This is a genomic window from Pseudomonas sp. HMSC063H08 (genome assembly GCF_001813645.1).
Classification (GTDB): Bacteria; Pseudomonadota; Gammaproteobacteria; order Pseudomonadales; family Pseudomonadaceae; genus Pseudomonas; species Pseudomonas aeruginosa.
Genome location: NZ_KV813335.1, coordinates 35,681 through 53,924 on the forward strand (window position 1 = coordinate 35,681; position 18,244 = coordinate 53,924).

Genomic DNA, 18,244 nt, shown 5'->3' on the forward strand with positions numbered 1-18,244 from the left:
GAAGAGTCAGGAAGGCTTTTCCAGCTTGCGCAGCATCTCGCCGACACGCTCGCCGAGCATTTCGTTGGCCGACAGCTTGAGGCCGCGCGCCAGTTCCACCTGGACCACGTGTTCCGCCAGCGGACGCAGGCGCAGGAACACCTTGGCCAACTCCTGCAGGTCCGGCGCCCCGGGCAGCAGGTCGGTGCCGCGGCCGTCCACCAGGTGGGTGACGATCAGGCGGACGATCCCCGCCGCCAGGTGCTCGGTGTCGCTACGCAACTCGCCGAGGTGATCGAGCAGCGCCTCCAGCGGGATGCCGCTGCGGTACAGCTCCAGCCCGGCCTGGAACAGCCGCGGACTGGGGATCTTCATGCACTCGCCGTCGAACAGCAGCAGGCCCAGCGCCTGGGCCTTGTCGATCACCCGGTCGTTCAGTTCGTCGCCGAAGATCGCCCGGAGTTCGTCGAAGCCGATGCTGCCGGGCGTCTCCAGGTTCCACTCGCCGATGATCGCCTGGTCCAGGCCGAGCACGTGGTCGAGGTCGCGGCCCTGTTCCCAGGCCTCCAGCAGTTCCTTGATGTTGGCGCTGGAATAGCCGCGCTCGAGCAACTGGTTGATCAGCCGCAGGCGCTTGAGATGGCTGTCGAAATACACGCCGACCCGGCCGCGCCGCTCCGGCGGCGGCAGCAGGCCGCGGTCCTGGTAGGCACGTACGTTGCGCACGCTGCTGCCGGCCGCGCGCGCCAGTTCGTCGACGCTGTATTCGCGGGCATCCTCGGCGGACGGCTGCTCGCCACGTTGCAGCAGGCGCTGCAGGAGGGTCAGGGGTGTGCTCATGGAGGCGGATCATAACGAGGCCCGCCGAACGGCCACAACCTCCGGGGGTGCAACGCTCTTTGCCGGCGTCGGGATGCGCGGGCGCCAACCAAAGACTGGACTCGTCGGTCAGCCGCTTCTCCGGCACCGCCGCCACAACCCGGGGGAAACGTCTCGAGCCTTCTGCCCCGGGCCTTCCGGCGCCGGTAGCAAGTGCCGTAACACCGGCGTGAAGAGACTTCCCAGGGCTGGCGCAACGCCTGCTTATGGGCCAGCATCAACCATGCCATCGATCAATGTCACAATAACGACAAGCCAGCCTGGAGAGAGCCATGTCCCAAGGCGCCTGGGTACCCACTCCCGACGATCTCGATCACTTCCGCCAGGTCCAGCGACTGGCCTATACCTGCTGCGAAACCATCCACGGCGAACTGCGCGCCGGCATCAGCGAGAGGGAAGCCGCGGCGCTGATGAAGACCTGGCTGCAGGATCACGGCGTCGACGACTGGTTCCACCAGCCCTTCGCCTGGTTCGGCAGCCGCACCTCGTTCAAGGGCTTCGACGGCCTGCGTCATCTCGGTGGCTTCAACCTGGCCTTCTACCCCGGCAAGCAGCGCCTGGAGGAAGGCATGCCGTTCATCCTCGACTGCGCGCCGACCCTCGGCGCCTATACCGCCGATGTCGGCTACTCCGGCGCGCTCGGCCACAACCTGTTGCAGGAGCGGCTGATGGACGACCTGCTGATACACCGACGCACCATCCTCGACCTGGTCCGCGAACGGCGCCCCCTGGCCGAAGTCAGCCAGGCGGTCGACCGGCTCTGCGTGATCCAGGGCACCCTGCCACGGCACAAGGCCTATCCCTTCGAAGTGCTCGCCCATCGCGTGGAAAAGCTCGGCAACCGCCGCGGTCCCTCGGTGGCGCGCTTCGGCGTGCGCAACCTGTACACCCTGACGCGCAACGCGCTGGTCACCGGCAAGCGCGAAGGCTGGTCGCCGCTGTGGTCCAGCGGCAAGCGCTCCGAGCACCCGCCGACGCCCGGTCTCTGGGCGGTGGAACCGCACCTGGGGCTACGCGGGGTGGGCGCCAAGTTCGAGGAACTGCTGGTGGTCACCGAAGACGACGCCTACTGGCTCGACGACGACCTGCCGCACGTCCGCCGCTGGCAGGCGCGCGGCCTGCTGCCGCAAGCACGGGAGGCCGCATGAACGCGCTCCTCGCCCTCCCCGACCTGCAGCCGGAACGGCTGTTCGTGCAGTCCGGCGACGTGCGCCTGGCGGTTCATTGCTGGGGCGCGCCGGACAACGACAAGCCGACGCTGCTGATGGTGCATGGCTACCCGGACAACCACGAGACCTGGCTGCCGCTGATCCGCCAACTGGCTGGGCGCTACCGCATCGTCGCCTACGACGTGCGTGGTGCCGGCGCTTCGGACAAGCCACGCTGGAGCCGCGACTACCACCTGCAGCGGCTCAGCGAAGACCTGCAGGCGGTGATCCGCGCCACCAGCCCGGACCGCCCGGTACACCTGCTGGCCCATGACTGGGGCTCGATCCAGACCTGGGAAAGCGTCACCGATCCGCAGTGCCGCCCGCTGATCGCGTCCTATACCTCGATCTCCGGGCCCTGCCTGGACCATGTCGGCTTCTGGATGCGCGAACACCTCAGGCAGCGCAGTCCGAAGGCCCTGAAAGCGGTATTCGGCCAGTTGCTCCACTCCTGGTACATCGCCTTCTTCCATACCCCCGTCGTACCCGAGCTGCTCTGGAGCGTCGGCCTGGCCCGGCTCTGGCCGCAGTTCCTGAAGCGCGCCGAAGGCGTCCGCCATCCACAGGTCAACCCGACCCAGGCCAGCGACGGCCGGCACGGGGTCAAGCTGTACCGCGGCAACTTCATCCGCAGCCTGTTCCGTCCGCGCAAGCGCCACACCGAAGTGCCGGTGCAACTGATCGTACCGACCCGCGACCGTTACGTCGGCGCCCAGCTGTTCCAGCACCTCAGCCTGTGGGCGCCACGCCTGTGGCGGCGCGAGGCGAGCGTCGGCCATTGGCAACTACTGGCAGAGCCGGAGCAACTGGCCGGCTGGCTTGGCGAGTTCATCGACGCCCAGGAAACCGGCGAGTCGCCGCCGGCCCTGCAACGCGCACAGGTCCGCCCCGACGCGCGCTCGATGAGCGGCAAGCTGGTGGTGGTCACCGGCGCCGGCGGCGGCATCGGCCGTTCGACCCTGCTCAGCTTCGCCGAGCGCGGCGCCAGCCTGCTCGCCGCCGATCTCGACCTGGAAGCCGCCGAACGCAGCGCCGAACTGGCCCGCGCCCTTGGCGCCACGGCCCATGCCTACCAGGTCGACGTCGGCGATACCCAGGCCATGGAGCGCTTCGCCGAGTGGGTCCGCGACACCCTCGGAGTCCCGGATGTGGTGGTCAGCAATGCCGGCATCGGCATGGCTGGGCCGATGCTCGACACCTCGCCCGCGGAATGGGAGCGCCTGCTGCGGGTCAACCTGTGGAGCGTGATCGATGGCTGCCGCCTGTTCGGCCGGCAGATGGTCGCGGCGAACAAGCCGGGGCACCTGGTCAATGTCGCCTCCGGCGTGGCCTTCGCGCCGTCGCGCAACTACCCCGCCTACGCCACCAGCAAGGCCGCGGTACTGATGCTCAGCGAATGCCTGCGGGCGGAACTGGCCGGACGTTCGATCGGAGTCACCGCGGTGTGCCCGGGCTTCGTCGATACCGGCATTGTCCAGGCCACCCGCTTCGTCGGCATGGACGCCGAACGCCAGGCGCGGCGCCAGGCGAAGATCCAGCGCTTCTACAAGCGACGCCGGCTCAGCCCGGACACCGTTGGGGAAAAGCTGGTGCGCGCCGTGGAGCGCAACAAGGCGGTGGTCTCGGTGGGCAGCGAGGTGCACCTCGGCGCCCTGCAATGGCGCTTCGCGCCCTGGGCCACGCGGTTTCTCGCGCGCTTCGACCTGACTTCCTGAGAGCCTGCCATGAGCGAATTCCACCACAAGCTGGTCCAGCGCAAGGTCCGCTTCGACTTCAGCGATACACCCCTGCACTGGGTTCCCGGCGAAGCGGAAGCGTCCCAGGTGATGAACGTCCTGCACATGCTCCTGCCTTCGGGCGAACTGTGGTTCTGCCGCCTCTACAACAAGGCCCTGCCGTTGGTTAGCGACGCCCGCCTGCGCGACGACGTGCAGGGTTTCATCCGCCAGGAAGCGATGCATTCGCGGGCCCACGACGGCGCGATCCAGCGCTACCTGAGCAGGTTCGACATCGACTCCAAGCCGTTCACCGACAAGATGGATTTCCTTTTCGAACGCCTGCTCTGCGACTACCCGCTGGGGCAGAACCGCCTGACCCGCGCCCTCGACGGCTGGTGGCTGCGCCAGCGCTGCGCGATCATCGCCGCGGTGGAGCATTTCACCTGCGTGCTCGGCAAGTGGGTGCTGGAGGCCCGGGAGCTGGATCGCCGCGGCAGCGACCCGGTGATGCTCGACCTGCTGCGCTGGCACGGCGCCGAGGAAGTCGAGCACCGCAGCGTCGCCCACGACCTGCACGTGCACCTGGGCGGCAGCTTCGTCACCCGGCAACTGACCATGCTGTTGGTCATCGCGATACTGGTCTACCTGCTCGCCGACGGCACCCGCACCCTCCTCGACCAGGACCCGAGCCTGCGCGGCGCCAAGCGCCAGGGATTCCTACGAACCTGGTGGCGGCTCGGCAAGCAGGGCCTGCTGCCGAACCTCGCGCACACCTTCCGCGACGTCGCCCGTTACTTCAATCCCTGGTACCACCCCGAGCACGAGGCGAATACCCAGGAAGCCCTGGAATACCTGGCCAACTCGCCGGCGGCCCGGCGCGCGGCGAACGCCTGAAAACAATTCACTGGAAATACCGGCAAGCGCCGCGAAAGTTGAAACTTTCGCGGCGCTTGCCCATTGCTTACGTCAGGTCGACGTCAAACAAGGCCGGCAGACGGAAGGTAATTTCCGTAAGCCTGAAAAATGGTGCTCGATAGAATGATTGAAAATAACGGGCGCGTGAGGCGAGACTTTGCAAAAAGCCAGCCATTCTTCTGATGGCATTTTGAAGACAAGCAAAATAAAAGTAAGAAAAGTTACCCTATCGATCGGAAATTAAAGAAAGAAAAGCGAGCGAGAAGAGAATCGAGAAATACGCTCTTCGCGCCCGCCTTCGTATTTGTCCGACCTGCGGTGACTCACTGGCCAGGCAGCGTGATCTCCCGTTCCGAAACGATGATCTTGTTGACCAGGCCGTACTGCACGGCTTCTTCCGCGTTCAGCCAGAAGTCGCGCTCGGTGTCGGCGCTGATCTTCTCCGGCGTCTGCCCGGTGGCTTCGGCGAAGATCCGGTCGAGGCGTTCCTTCATCCGCACGATCTCGCGGCGGTAGATCTCGATGTTGCTCGCCGGCCCCTGGATGCCGCCCGACGGCTGGTGCAGAAGGAAGCGGGTATTGGGCAGCGAATAGCGGTTTTCCTTGTCCGCCGCGGCGTAGATCAGCGCGCCGGCGCTGGCTACGCTGCCGGAACCGATCATGATGACCTTCGGTGTGATGAAGCGGATCGCGTCGAAGATCATGTCGCCGGACTCGACGTGGCCACCCGGGGAATTGACGAACATGTAGATCGGATCGTCGCTGATCGAGGCGAGGATGTGCAGCTGCTGGACGACGTCCTTGGCCATCTTCTCGTCGACCCCGCCGGTGACGAACACCTTCCTGACCTTGAGCGCGTACTCCATCAGCTTGGCGCCGATGGCGCCGTGGGAGTCGCCGCCTTCGCGGTCCTTGTCATCGGTTTTCATGCAACCTCCTGGAACTGTTGGTAATCCATCCGGCAAACCTTTCAGGGCATGCGTTCGTTGTTCGCCAGGGCGCGGATATATATCCGTTAATGCGCCTCTTCCGAGCGGCCCATTATGCATCAGCCAGACACTTTCGAAAGGCTTGCTTCAACTTCGAAAAGACCGGCGAAGGTAATCTCGTGAAGCATAGCCATACAGGGCCGCGACGCACGTTTCCCGGAACCTAACAGATTTGTAAGTTGCCTCGTAATTACCTACCAGAATTAACAGTTAACAACGCGGCTACCCTGCAAGAATTAACAGCTATTTCTTCGAGCCTGCCAAAAGTAATAGTACACCCCGCTCTTGCTTCGGGTGCCGCCGCTTCCCTGCCAACCACGCTGGCTACGGCGCGCTGAACCGTCGACGGGTGGAACCTGTCCGGCGAGGCGTGCGGTGCCCGTGTTCGCCGAATCGATGGATTGTTGAAGAGGACGCAGGGATGGTTCGTTTCGCTCGCTTGCCGCTATCGCCCTACCAACGGGACATCTGGGTCGCCGCCGCGCAGTTTCCGGAACTCGACCAGTACACCATCTTCAGCTACGACCGCTTCACCGGCGAGGTCGATACCCAGGCCCTGGAACGGGCGCTGCTGCAGGCGGCGCGAGACACCGAGGCGTTCCGTCTGCGCCTCGGCGAGACGGACGGTACGCCGTACCAGTGGCTGGACACGGATGCCGAGTTCGAGGCGCGCCACGTCGACCTGCGCGCCGACCGCGACCCCGAGGCCGCCGTGCGATCCTGGCTGCGCGACGCCTTCCGTCACGCCTACCCGCTGGACGGCCGCAGCCTGGTGGACCTGGCCCTGCTGCATAGCGACCAGGCGCTCTACGTCTACGTGCGCACCCACCATATCGTCAGCGACGCCTGGGGCCTGCAGCTATTCCTCAGCCGGGTGCGCGCCGGCTACCTGGGCGAGCTAGGCGAGCCGCAGGCGCAGATGCCGACGGCTTCCCTCCTGGCGCAGCTCGAGACCGACGACTACTCCGGTTCGGAACAGTACCGCGGCGACCGCGCCTATTTCGCCGAGGCCCTGGAGGGCCTGGAGCCGGCCCTCTTCACCCGCAGGCGCCCGGCCGGGCTGCGCCGCACCGCGCGCCACAGGCTGACGCTGGAACGCGCGCTGCTCGACGCGATCCGCGATCGCGGCGAATCGCCCTTCCTGTTCCTCTCCGCCGCCGTGGCGCTGTACCTGGCGCGGATCCACCAGAACGACGACGTGGTCCTCGGCGTACCGGTGCTGAACCGCGCCGACCGCGCGGCCAAGCAAGTGGTCGGGCACTTCGCCAATACCCTGCCGCTACGCATCCGCACCGCGCCGGAACAGACCGTCGACGAGTTCCTGGCGCAGTTGCGCGAGGCGACCCGGACGCTGCTGCGCCACCAGAAGATGCCCCTCGGCGACCTGTTGCGCGGCGCCTCGCCACTGTTCGACACCACCCTTTCCTACATGCGCTGGCCCGCCGCCCAGGCGATCCCGAACGCCAGCGTCGAGACCGTGGCGCAGACCCACGCCCATGACCCGGACGCGTTGGCCATCTGGGTCTCCGAGTTCGACGGGCACAGCGACGCGCAGGTGGATTTCGAATACGCCTGCGATGTGTTCGACGCCGACTTCCCCATGGACGCCGCGGCGCGGCATATCGAAACCTTCCTGCGCGCCCTGGTGGAGGGCGGCGAGCGCCGCCTCGGCGAACTCGATCCGCTGTCGGCCGCCGAGCGCGAGGAACTGATCCACACCCGCAACGCCACCGACCAGGCATTCCCCGAGCAGGCTACCCTGCCCACGCTGTTTGCCGAGCAGGTGGCACGCACCCCGCAACGCACCGCGCTGCTGGAAGCCGACGGCGGCACGCTCAGCTATGCCGAGCTGGACGCCAAGGTCCAGGCCGTGGCCGACGCCTTGCGCGCAGCGGGTGTTAGCGCCGACGAGCGGGTAGCACTACTGGTCGCCCGCGGTCCCCACCTGCTGCCGGCGATCCTCGGCGTGCAGCGCGCCGGCGGCGCCTATGTGCCGATCAATCCCGACCATCCCCTGGAGCGCGTCCGCCTGCTGTTGGAAGACTGCGGTGCCCGCGTGGTGCTGGTGGACGAGCGCGCAGCGACACTCGGCGAGAGCCTCGGCGAGACGCGCGTGCTGCACCTCGAACGCCTGCCGCAGAGCACCGGCGACCTGCCGGCGGCCAACGTGGCGCCCGGCGACCTGGCCTATGTCATCTATACCTCCGGTTCGACCGGCATGCCCAAGGGCGTGATGGTCGAACACCGCTCGGTGGTCAACCGCCTGAACTGGATGCAGCGTCGTTATCCGATCGGCGAACGCGACGTGCTTCTGCAAAAGACTCCGGTGACGTTCGACGTGTCCGTCTGGGAACTGTTCTGGTGGAGTTTCACCGGCGCCCGCCTGTCGCTGTTGCCGCCCGGCGCCGAGAAGGACCCGCGGGAAATGTTGCGGAGCATCCAGCGCGACGCGGTCACGGTCATCCACTTCGTGCCGTCGATGCTGACGCCGTTCCTCGACCTGCTCGACGGCGACCCGACCGCCCGCACGGCGGCAAGCTCGCTGCGCCTGGTGTTCTGCAGCGGCGAAGCCCTCGCGCCGTTGCAGGTCGCGCGCTTCCGCCGGCTGTTCGGCGACGCCGTGCGACTGGTCAACCTGTACGGACCGACCGAGGCCACCGTCGACGTGTCCGACCATGAGTGCGCCAGCGACAACCCCACGCGGGTCCCGATCGGCCGGCCGATCGACAACCTGCGCCTGTACGTCCTCGACCGCGCGCTCAGGCCGCAGCCCCTCGGCGCCGTCGGCGAGCTATATATAGGAGGCGTCGGCGTCGCCCGCGGCTACCTGAACCGGCCGGAGTTGAACGCCGAGCGCTTCCTCGCCGACCCCTTCGTCGCCGGCGGCCGTCTCTACCGTACCGGCGACCTGGCCCGCTGGCTGGCCGACGGCAACCTCGAATACCTCGGCCGCGCCGACGACCAGGTGAAGATCCGCGGCAACCGGGTCGAACCCGACGAAGTACGCGACCGCCTCGCCGCGCTTCCCGGCGTACGCGACGCCGCGGTCGTGGCACGCGATTCGGCGGTACGCGGCACGCACCTGGTCGGCTACTACGTGGCTGCGGCGGAACTCGACCCCGGTCAATTGCGCGCCGGACTTTCGGCGACGCTGCCGGACTTCATGCTGCCAGCCTTCTTCGTGCGCATCGACAGCCTCCCGCTCAGCGCCAACGGCAAGCTCGACCGCCGGCAACTGCCGGCACCGCCGGAACAGGTGGCGGCGGTTGCGCCGCGCACGGCGACCGAGGCCGAACTGGCGGCGGTGTGGGCCGATGTCCTCGGCGTGGCGGAGGTCGGCGTGCACGACGACTTCTACGCCCTCGGCGGCGACTCGATCCTGATGCTGCGCATCCGCGCCGCCGCACAGCGGCGCGGCCTGGGCTTCGAACTCGCCGACCTGATGCGCAACCCGACGGTGGCGGGCCTCGCCGAGCGCCTGGTGCGTCCGCTCGCGGAGCGAAGCTACCAGCCCTTCGAACTGGTTTCCGAAGTCGACAAGCCGCGCCTGGAAGGGCTGGAGGACGCCTTCCCGACCAGCCGGCTGAGTCTCGGCCTGCTCTTCCATAGCCGCCAGCGCCCCGACTCGTCGGTCTACCACGACGTGTTCCACTACCGCTTCGACCTGGCCTGGGACGAAGCCGCGTTCCGCCACGCGCTGGACCGGGTGGTCGCCGCCTATCCCGCGCTGCGTTCGTCGTTCGATCTCAGCGGTGCATCCGAACCGCTGCAACTGGTGCATACCCAGGCGCGCAGCGAACCGCTGATCCTGGACCTGCGCGGCAACCCGGAGGCCGGGACGGTGCTCGACGAGCACATCCGCCAACGCCGCTTCCATCGCTATTCGCTGCAACAGCCCGGGCTGTTCCTGTTCGCCGCGTTCGTCCGCGAGGACGGCCTGGACCTGGTGTTCAGCTTCCACCATGCGATCCTCGACGGCTGGAGCGTGGCCAACCTGATCGTCGCGCTGGTCGCCGCCTACCGTGGCGAGCCGCTGCCGGGCCCCGCGCCGGCGCTGGCCTGCCATGTCCGCGAGGAGCTGGCCGCGCTGGCTTCGCCGGCCGCCGTGGGGTACTGGACCGGGCTGCTGGAGGGCGCGAGGATGACCCGCCTCGACGGCTTCGGCGCCCACGAGCAGCAAGCCGCGCAAGGTCCGGCCAGCCATCGCGAAGCGCTGCCGGACGGGCTGCTCGAACGACTCAAGGCCACTGCGGCGCAACGCGGACTGCCGTTGAAATCGCTGCTGCTCGCCGCCCATTGCCTGACCCTGCATCTGTTCTCCCGCAGCGACAGCGTGGTCACCGGCGCGATCAGCAACGGCCGCCCCGAACTGCCCGACGCCGACCGCATGGTCGGCCTGTTCCTGAATACCGTGCCGGTCCGCTCGGAGATTGCCGGGCATAGCTGGATCGAGGTAGCCGATGCACTGTTCCGCCAGGAGCGCGACGGACACGCCCACCGCCGCTATCCGCTCAGCGCCATCCAGCAGATCGTCGGCGACGAACTGAGCAGCGCCTTCAACTACGTCAACCTGCATGTCCTCGAACCGCTGTGGCAATTGCGCGACTTCCGCGTCTGGGAAGAAACCAACTTCGCCCTGCTGGTCAACGTGATCGCCACGCCCAGCGACGGCATGTACCTGCGCATCGACAGCGACGGCCGCGGCATCAGCCGCAGCCAGGCCGCGCTGATCGGCGCGACCTTCGTCGAACTCCTGTGGCGCCTCGCCGAGCATCCCGACGAAGCCGCCGACTTCGCCTTCCTCGCCCCTCGCCGCGACGCCGCTTCCCAGCCCGAGCCGCTGGTCGACGTCGTCAGCCTGTTCGAACGCCAGGTCGAGGCGCTGCCAGGCAGCGCCGCGCTGGCCTTCGAGGAGCAACGCTGGACCTATCGCGACCTCGACCATGTGGCGCGCTCCGTGGCCACCCGCCTGGTCCGCGCCGGCGCGCGCCGCGGCGATGCGATCGGAGTGGCGCTGAACCGTTCGCCGGAGATGATCGCGACGATCTGGGGCATCCTGCGCGCCGGCCTGGTCTGCGTGCCGCTGGACGTCAGCTATCCCGCGCAGCGCCTGGCGCTGATCCTGGAGACCGCACAGCCGTTCCGGGTGGTCGCGCATCCCGAGCACGCCCATGTCGCCGCGGCGGAACGGGTGCTGCCGGTAGAGGAACTGGTCGCCGACATCGAGCCCGAGACCTTCGCCGCGCCGCAGCTCGACGAGCTGGCCATGCTGCTGTTCACCTCCGGTTCCACCGGGCGGCCGAAGGGCGTCGAGCTTAGCCACCGGATGTGGGCCAACTACACCCAGTGGCAATTGCGCGTCGCCAGCGGCGTACCGGGGCTGCGCACCCTGCAGTTCGCGCCGCTGAGCTTCGACATGGCCTTCCAGGAGATCTTCTCCACGCTGTGCGGCGGCGGCGAGCTGCAACTCATCTCCAACCGCGAGCGGATGGACCCCTCCGCGCTGCTGCATGTCCTCGAACGCCGCCAGGTCCAGCGCGTGCTGTTGCCCTTCGTCGCCCTGCAACGCCTCGCCGAGGCCTCCAACACCCTGGGCGTACGCCCCGGCGCCCTGCGCGTGGTGGTGTCCTCCGGCGAGCAGTTGCGCATCACCGAAGACGTCCGCACGTTCTGCGCGGCGATGCCCGGGCTGCTGCTGGAGAACCAGTACGGTCCCACCGAAACGCACCAGGTCACCTACCACTCGCTGAGCGGCGATCCGGCGCACTACCCGGACCTGCCGCCGATCGGCCGGCCGCTGGATGGGGTCGAGGTGCAGGTGCTCGACGCCGCGCTGCGCCCGGTACCGGTCGGCGTTACCGGCGAGCTGTACTTCGGCGGCGACTGCCTCGCGCGCGGCTACCACCGCGCCCCCGAACTCACCGCCGAGCGCTTCGTCGAACATCCCTGGCGCCCCGGCGCCAGGCTCTACCGCACCGGCGACCTCGGTCGCATCCTCGGCAACGGCGAGATCGTCTGGCTCGGCCGCGCCGATACCCAGGTCAAGGTCCGCGGCTTCCGCATCGAGCCGGCCGAGGTCGAGCTGGCGATCATGCGCCAGGCCGAGCGCCAGCCGGACCTGCGCGGCGCGGCGGTGGTGGCTCGCGAGCGCCAGGGCAACGATGCATTCCTCGCTGCCTTCCTGCTCGGCGAGCCCGAGGCGGTGGATCTCGCCGAACTGAAGCAGGCGCTGCGCAGCGAACTGCCGGAACACATGGTGCCGGCGCACTTCGCCTGGGTCGACGGCTTCGCCCTCACTCCCAGCGGCAAGCGCGACGACGCCGCCCTGCGCGCGCTGCCGCTGGAGCACGGGTCGAACATCGAGTACCTGGCCCCGCGCGACGACTACGAGCGCACCCTGGCCGGACTCCTCGGCGAGTTGCTGGATCGTCCCCGGGTAGGCATCCGCGACAGCTTCTTCGACCTCGGCGGCACCTCGCTCAGCGCGATGCGCTTCATGCTGCTGATCGAGAAGCGCTATGGCGTCGACCTGCCGATGGCCGCGCTGATCGAGACGCCGACCGTGGAGGGCCTGGCCGAACGCCTGCGGGAACGCTCGGCGGTGCGCGCCTTCGACCCGCTGGTACCGATCCGTGCCGGCGGCAGCCGCCCGCCTCTGTTCCTCGTCCACCCGCTCGGCGGCCACGTACTCTGCTACCTGCCGCTGGTCCGCGCACTGCCGCCGGACCAGCCGGTATATGCCCTGCAGGCGGCCGGCACCGGCCAGGGCAGTACGCCGCTGGCGGTCCTCGAGGACATCGCCGCCAGTTACCTCGCGGCGATCCGCCGGGTGCAGCCGGAAGGCCCCTATTACCTCGGCGGCTGGTCGTTCGGCGGCTTCGTCGCCTACGAGATGGCCCGGCAACTGCGCGCGCTCGACCCGCAGGCGGTCGCCCAACTGATCGTGCTCGACTCCATCACCGTCGACCGCAACCACGCCGGCAGCGCCAGCGACGAAGCCCTGCTGCTGTTCTTCTACTGGGAACTGGTCTGGTTCGAGCGCAGCGACGAGGAAGTCGAGCCGCTGCCTGAAGGCGCGAGCCTGGAGCAGAAACTCGACCACATCGTCGAACGCGCCATCGAGGCCGGCGTACTTCCCGCCGGCACCCCGCGCGCCACCGTGCAGCGGCTCTACGAGCTGTTCCGGGCGAGCTGGCAGGCACTCATCGGCTATCGCCCGGAAGTCAGCGACCAGGACATGACCCTGCTGCGCGCGGACGGCCCGCTGCCGCTGGCGCTGAAGCCGATGCACGACGCCGCCGGCACCCACTACGGCGACCCGAAGAACGGCTGGCAGCACTGGACCAGCGGCCGCCTCGATGTGATCGACGTACCCGGCGACCACCTGGTGCTGATGAAAGAACCCTATGTCGAGACGGTCGCGGCAGAGATCGCCGCGTTGCTCGAACCCTCCACCTCCAGCGAACGGACCCGCCCATGAGCAGACATCCCCTGAAGATCGTCATCGCCGGCGCCGGCATCGGCGGGCTCGCCGCGGCCGCCTGCCTGAAGGCCGCCGGCTTCGAGGTCGAACTCTACGAGCGGGCCAGGGAGCTGCGCGCGGTCGGCTCGGCGCTGTCGCTGATGCCCAACGCGCTGACCGCCCTGGAGAGGGTCGGCGTGCGCCCTGACCTTACCCGCGCCCAGGCCTTCGACTCGCTACGGTTCCTCACCCGGCGCGGGCGACCGATCCGCGCCATCGACTTCGGCGGCCTGGCCCGCCAGCTCGGCCAGCCGAGCCTGGCGATCCACCGCGCGAGCCTGCAGCAGGCGCTGCTGGAACAGGCCCGCGACTGCCGCATCGAACTGGGCGTGAGCGCCACCGGCTACCTGCGCCACGCCGACGGCGAAGGCGTCACCGTGCTCTGCAGCGACGGCCGCGAAGTGCACGCCGACGTGCTGATCGGCGCCGACGGCTTCAACTCGGCGATCCGCGCCACCATGACCGGCCCGGAGCGTCCCACCGACTGGCACTACGTGATCTGGCGCGCCACGCCGGCGTTCCGCCATCCGAAGGTGACGCCGGGCTACGTCGCCCATTACTGGGGCCGTGGGCAGCGCTTTGGTCTCGCCGACATCGGCGAAGGCAACGTCTATTGGTGGGGCACCCGCAACATGCCGGCCGAACAGGCGAAGGACTGGCGCGGCGGCAAGGCGGGCATCCAGCGCCTCTACGCCGGCTGGGCCGACGAAGTGCAGGCGGTCATCGAGGCGACCCCGGAGGCCGACATCAGCAGCCTGCCGGCCCAGGACCGACCGTTCCTGGAGCGCTGGGGCGACGGCCCGGTGACCCTGCTCGGCGATGCCGCGCATCCGATGCTGACCAGCCTCGGCCAGGGCGCCGCCATCGCCATCGAAGACGCCGCGGTGCTGGCCCACTGCCTGGCCACCATCGACGACCCGCAAGCCGCCCTGCGCGCCTACGAGAACCGCCGTCGCGACCGCGCCAGGGCGATGGTCGAGACCTCGCGGGCGCTGAGCCGCATTGAGCAGTTGGAGCATCCGCTGCGCACCGTCGCCCGCGATCTCTACTTCCGCTTCGCTCCGGAGCGAACCTTCGCCCGGCAGAACGAACTGGCACTGACCTTCCCAGGAGTCGAATGATGGCCGAGATACGACGCCCGCTGTCCGCGGTGGAACGCTGGTACTGGCTCAGCGACCAGTTCTCCGCGCTGAACGTGATTTCCCGGGTGCGGGTCCATGGCCAGTTGTCCATCGACGACCTGCGCCGCGGCCTCGACGCGCTGCAGGCGCGGCATCCGCTGCTGCGCGCGCGGATCGAGCACGATGCCGGGCTCGACCCGCGCTGGGTGCCCTGCGAGCGGCCCATCCCGCTGCGCGAGGTGCGCGGCGGCGACGAGGAGCAATGGCTGCGGGAAATCAACGAGCGCGAATTGCCGGAACGCATCGATCCGGACAGCGGGCCACTGATCCGTACCGTGGCGATCGCCACCGACGCCGGCGCCCACGACCTGCTGGTCGTGGTACCGCACATCATCGCCGACGGCACTACCGTGCTGACCCTCGCCGAACAATGGCTGACCCTGGCCGCCGACCCCGCCGCGCAACCCTGGACCGCCAGCGCCCTGCCGCCGGCGGAGGATCTGCGTCCGCGCCGCTTCACCGGCGACGAAGGCGCGGCGCGCCTGGCCGAGCAGACCGCCCAGGACGAAGCGCTGGTCGGCCGCCACCGCCCGGGCCGGATCGAGCCGAGCAACCCGGTGCCGCTGGAAGCGCGGCGTACCCGCCTGCTGCACCGGGAGCTGGACGGCGCGCAGCTGGAACAGCTGCAACGACGCGCCCGCGAACACGGCACCACGGTACACGGCGCGCTGACCGCGGCGCTGGCCATCGCCGCCGGCCACGACCACCAGCGCCGCCCGAGCCACATCGCCATCGGCTCGCCGATCGACTTCCGCGACGAACTGGAGCCGCCGGTGCGCCCCGACGAAGTAGGCACCTACGTCGCCACGGTACCGGTGGTGCTGGACATCGCCCGACCGTTCTGGGAGGTCGCCCGCGCGCTCACCGACGACCTCGGCGAACGCCGTCGCCAGGGCCATCATTTCAACCTGGTCACCCTGGTCGCCAGCGCTGCGCCGCGCTGCATGGCCGACGCGCGGCCATTCATGGCCTTCATGGAAGCCGAAGGGCCGATCAACCTGTGCTCCTCCAACATCGGTCGCTATCCGTTCCCCGAGCGGATCGGCGCCTTGCGCCTCTCCGACGCGCAGTTCCTCACCGGCATCTCGGTGAACGGCTACTTCGTGGCCGCCATCAACTCCAGCCATGGCCGGCTGTTCTGGAACTTCACCTATATCGACGGAGCGGTCCCCGGCGAACGCGCCGAACGCCTGGCCGAAGATTGCCTGGGCACCCTGCTGTCGGCGATCCACGCCCCCCAACGATCCGCCCTCGAGGAGCAATGACATGTTTTTCACCAGCAAACCTCTCTCGCCCCAGGGCCGCCACGTGCTGATCACCGGCGCCTCCAGCGGCCTCGGCCGGGAAACCGCGCTGCACCTGGCCGAACAGGGTTTCCAGGTGATCGCCGGGGTGCGCCGCCAGGAGGATGGCGAGCGCCTGGCGAACGCCTGCCCGTCCGGCCGGATCAGCACGCTGCTGATCGATGTCACCGACGAGGAATCCATTGGCCGGGCCGCCGCGCAGGTGGCGGAGAAAGTCGGCGATACCGGGCTCTGGGGCCTGGTGAACAACGCCGGGATCTGCATTTCCGCGCCGCTGGAATGCGTCTCCAGCGACCTGCTGCGGCGCCAGCTGGAAGTCAACCTGATCGGCCAGCTCGCGGTGACCCGGGCGATCCTGCCGCTGCTGCGCCGTGGCGGCGCGGCGCGCCTGGTGAACGTCACCTCGGGCCTCGGCTCGGTCGCCATTCCCTACCTGGGCGCCTACTCCGCCGCGCAGTTCGCCAAGGAGGGAGTGAGCGACGCCCTGCGCCGCGAGCTGGCGCCCATGGGCATCCAGGTCTCGGTGGTCAGCCCCGGGGCGATCTGGACGCCGATCTGGGGCAAGATCGCCAGCGAGGGCGAGCGCGCCCTGGCCGACGCCCCCGACGCCGTCGCCGACCTCTATCGCGATACCTACCTGCGCTTCCTCCAGGCCAACGAGGACGGCGCGCGCAACAGCGCGACCAAGCCCGCCGACGTCGCCGCCGCGGTGCATGCCGCGCTCACCGCGGCCAAGCCGCGGACCCGCTACCGGGTCGGCGCCGACGTGCGCCGCGGCACCCTGCTGGCGCGGCTGCTGCCCGATAGCGTGATCGACGGGATGTTCCGCCCCATCGTCACCGCCGCCCCGGCGGCGAAGGAGGAGCAACGTGCCTGATCGCAAACTGAGACTGGGCGAGGAACTGATCTCGCCACTGCACGCGCTCTACGACGGCCTGCAGGTGGACGGCGCGCCGCGTCCCGCGCATCGCGCCGCCGAGCATCCGGTGTGGGTGGTGACGCGCTATCGCGACGCGCGCAAGGTCCTCAACCATCCGGGCGTCCGCCGCGACGCCCGGCAGGCCGCCGAACTCTACGCGAAGCGTACCGGCAGCCCGCGCGCGGGGATCGGCGAGGGACTCAGCCACCACATGCTCAACCTCGACCCGCCGGACCATACCCGCCTGCGCTCGCTGGTCGGCCGCGCGTTCACCCCGCGCCAGGTGGAGCGCCTGCAACCGCATATAGAACGGATCACCGAGGAATTGCTGGACGCCATGGCCGGCCGCGAACAGGCCGACCTGATGGCCGACTTCGCGATCCCGCTGACCATCGCGGTGATCTTCGAGCTGCTGGGCATTCCCGAGGCCGAGCGCGAACACGCCCGCCAGTCCTGGGAGCGCCAGGCGGAACTGCTGTCGCCGGAGGAGGCCCAGGCCCTGGCCGATGCGCAGGTCGACTACCTGCGCGTGCTGCTCGAGGCCAAGCGCCGGCAGCCGGCCGACGACGTCTACAGCGGGCTGGTGCAGGCCGCCGACGAGAGCGGCCAACTGAGCGAGGCGGAACTCGTCTCCATGGCCCACCTGCTGATGATGAGCGGCTTCGAGACCACCATGAACATGATCGGCAACGCGCTGGTCACCCTGCTGGTCAACCCGGAGCAACTGGCGTTGCTGCGGGCGCAGCCGGAACTCCTGCCCAACGCCATGGAAGAACTGGTCCGCCACGACAGCCCGGTGCGCGCCTCGATGTTGCGCTTCACCGTGGAAGACGTGGAACTGGACGGGGTCACCATTCCCGCCGGCGAATACATCCTGGTCTCCAACCTGACCGCCAACCACGACGCCGAGCGCTTCGACGATCCCGACCGCCTCTACCTCACCCGCAACACCGATGGCCATCTCGGCTACGGCTTCGGCGTGCACTACTGCGTCGGCGCCTCGCTGGCCCGGCTGGAGGGGCGGATCGCCATCCAGCGCCTGCTCGCGCGCTTCCCCGACCTCCAGTTGGCGGTGCCCCACGCGGAACTGCAATGGCTGCCGATCACCTTCCTCCGCGCCCTGATCAGCGTGCCGGTGCGCACCGGATGCAGCGCCCCGGCGAACACCGCCTCCCACGCCAACCCGATCGAGAGGATCGTCCAATGAATGCCAAGGAAATTCTCGTCCACAGCCTGCGCCTCCTGGAAAACGGCGATGCCCGTGGCTGGTGCGACCTGTTCCATCCGGAAGGCGTACTCGAATTCCCCTACGCCCCGCCAGGCTGGAAGACCCGCTTCGAGGGCCGCGAAACCATCTGGGCGCATATGCGCCTGTTTCCCGAGCACCTGACCGTGCGCTTCACCGACGTGCAGTTCTACGAGACCGCCGACCCCGACCTGGCCATCGGCGAATTCCATGGCGACGGCGTGGCCACCGTTTCCGGCGGCAAGCTGGCGCAGGACTACATCTCGGTGCTGCGCACCCGCGACGGCCAGATCCTGCTCTACCGCGACTTCTGGAATCCGCTGCGGCACCTCGAGGCCCTGGGCGGGGTCGAGGCCGCCGCCAAGATCGTCCAGGGAGCCTGAG

Annotated in this window: 11 protein-coding genes; 9 read left to right on the top strand and 2 right to left on the bottom strand. The window is 68.7% G+C overall.

The features are described 5' to 3' along the window. Positions 1-6: 6 nt before the first annotated feature. Complete coding sequence (locus HMPREF2924_RS02245) at positions 7-819, bottom strand: MerR family transcriptional regulator (RefSeq protein WP_003091701.1); 813 nt, start codon at positions 817-819, stop codon at positions 7-9. Positions 820-1,130: 311 nt separating this feature from the next. On the opposite strand from HMPREF2924_RS02245, the gene HMPREF2924_RS02250 reads away from it, so the two are divergent. The 3 genes from HMPREF2924_RS02250 to HMPREF2924_RS02260 are packed head-to-tail and all read left to right on the top strand — an operon-like array spanning position 1,131 to position 4,678. After that, positions 1,131-2,006, top strand: a complete 876-nt coding sequence (locus tag HMPREF2924_RS02250) for a M24 family metallopeptidase (protein ID WP_003091703.1) — start codon at positions 1,131-1,133, stop codon at positions 2,004-2,006. Beyond that, a complete protein-coding gene (locus HMPREF2924_RS02255) occupies positions 2,003-3,781 on the top strand; it encodes an SDR family oxidoreductase (protein WP_003130325.1) in 1,779 nt (592 codons plus the stop codon). Before HMPREF2924_RS02250 ends, HMPREF2924_RS02255 begins: the two co-directional genes overlap by 4 nt. 9 nt (positions 3,782-3,790) lie before the next feature. Beyond that, on the top strand, positions 3,791-4,678 hold the full coding sequence (locus tag HMPREF2924_RS02260; protein ID WP_003091705.1) for a metal-dependent hydrolase: 888 nt from the start codon (positions 3,791-3,793) through the stop codon (positions 4,676-4,678). A gap of 344 nt (positions 4,679-5,022) precedes the next feature. Here HMPREF2924_RS02260 and HMPREF2924_RS02265 read toward each other — a convergent pair whose 3' ends face one another. Then, positions 5,023-5,628, bottom strand: a complete 606-nt coding sequence (locus HMPREF2924_RS02265) for an ATP-dependent Clp protease proteolytic subunit (protein ID WP_003091706.1) — start codon at positions 5,626-5,628, stop codon at positions 5,023-5,025. 481 nt (positions 5,629-6,109) lie between these two features. Here HMPREF2924_RS02265 and HMPREF2924_RS02270 point away from each other — a divergent pair, with 481 nt between their 5' ends. The 6 genes from HMPREF2924_RS02270 to HMPREF2924_RS02295 are packed head-to-tail and all read left to right on the top strand — an operon-like array spanning position 6,110 to position 18,243. Further along, positions 6,110-13,168, top strand: a complete 7,059-nt coding sequence (locus HMPREF2924_RS02270) for an amino acid adenylation domain-containing protein (protein ID WP_023124677.1) — start codon at positions 6,110-6,112, stop codon at positions 13,166-13,168. Continuing rightward, positions 13,165-14,331 (top strand): FAD-dependent oxidoreductase, encoded by a 1,167-nt coding sequence (locus HMPREF2924_RS02275; protein WP_003091709.1) that lies wholly within the window; start codon positions 13,165-13,167, stop codon positions 14,329-14,331. Before HMPREF2924_RS02270 ends, HMPREF2924_RS02275 begins: the two co-directional genes overlap by 4 nt. After that, positions 14,328-15,656 (top strand): condensation domain-containing protein, encoded by a 1,329-nt coding sequence (locus tag HMPREF2924_RS02280; RefSeq protein WP_074197731.1) that lies wholly within the window; start codon positions 14,328-14,330, stop codon positions 15,654-15,656. The genes HMPREF2924_RS02275 and HMPREF2924_RS02280 overlap by 4 nt, the downstream gene beginning before the upstream one ends. Before the next feature lies 1 nt (position 15,657). After that, complete coding sequence (locus HMPREF2924_RS02285; protein ID WP_003119645.1) at positions 15,658-16,572, top strand: SDR family NAD(P)-dependent oxidoreductase; 915 nt, start codon at positions 15,658-15,660, stop codon at positions 16,570-16,572. Beyond that, positions 16,565-17,821 carry a cytochrome P450 family protein gene (locus HMPREF2924_RS02290; protein WP_004363139.1) on the top strand — a complete coding sequence of 419 codons (1,257 nt, stop codon included), beginning with the start codon at positions 16,565-16,567 and terminating at the stop codon, positions 17,819-17,821. The genes HMPREF2924_RS02285 and HMPREF2924_RS02290 overlap by 8 nt, the downstream gene beginning before the upstream one ends. Beyond that, a complete protein-coding gene (locus HMPREF2924_RS02295) occupies positions 17,818-18,243 on the top strand; it encodes a nuclear transport factor 2 family protein (RefSeq protein WP_003091711.1) in 426 nt (141 codons plus the stop codon). The genes HMPREF2924_RS02290 and HMPREF2924_RS02295 overlap by 4 nt, the downstream gene beginning before the upstream one ends. The last annotated feature ends 1 nt before the right edge of the window (position 18,244 follow it).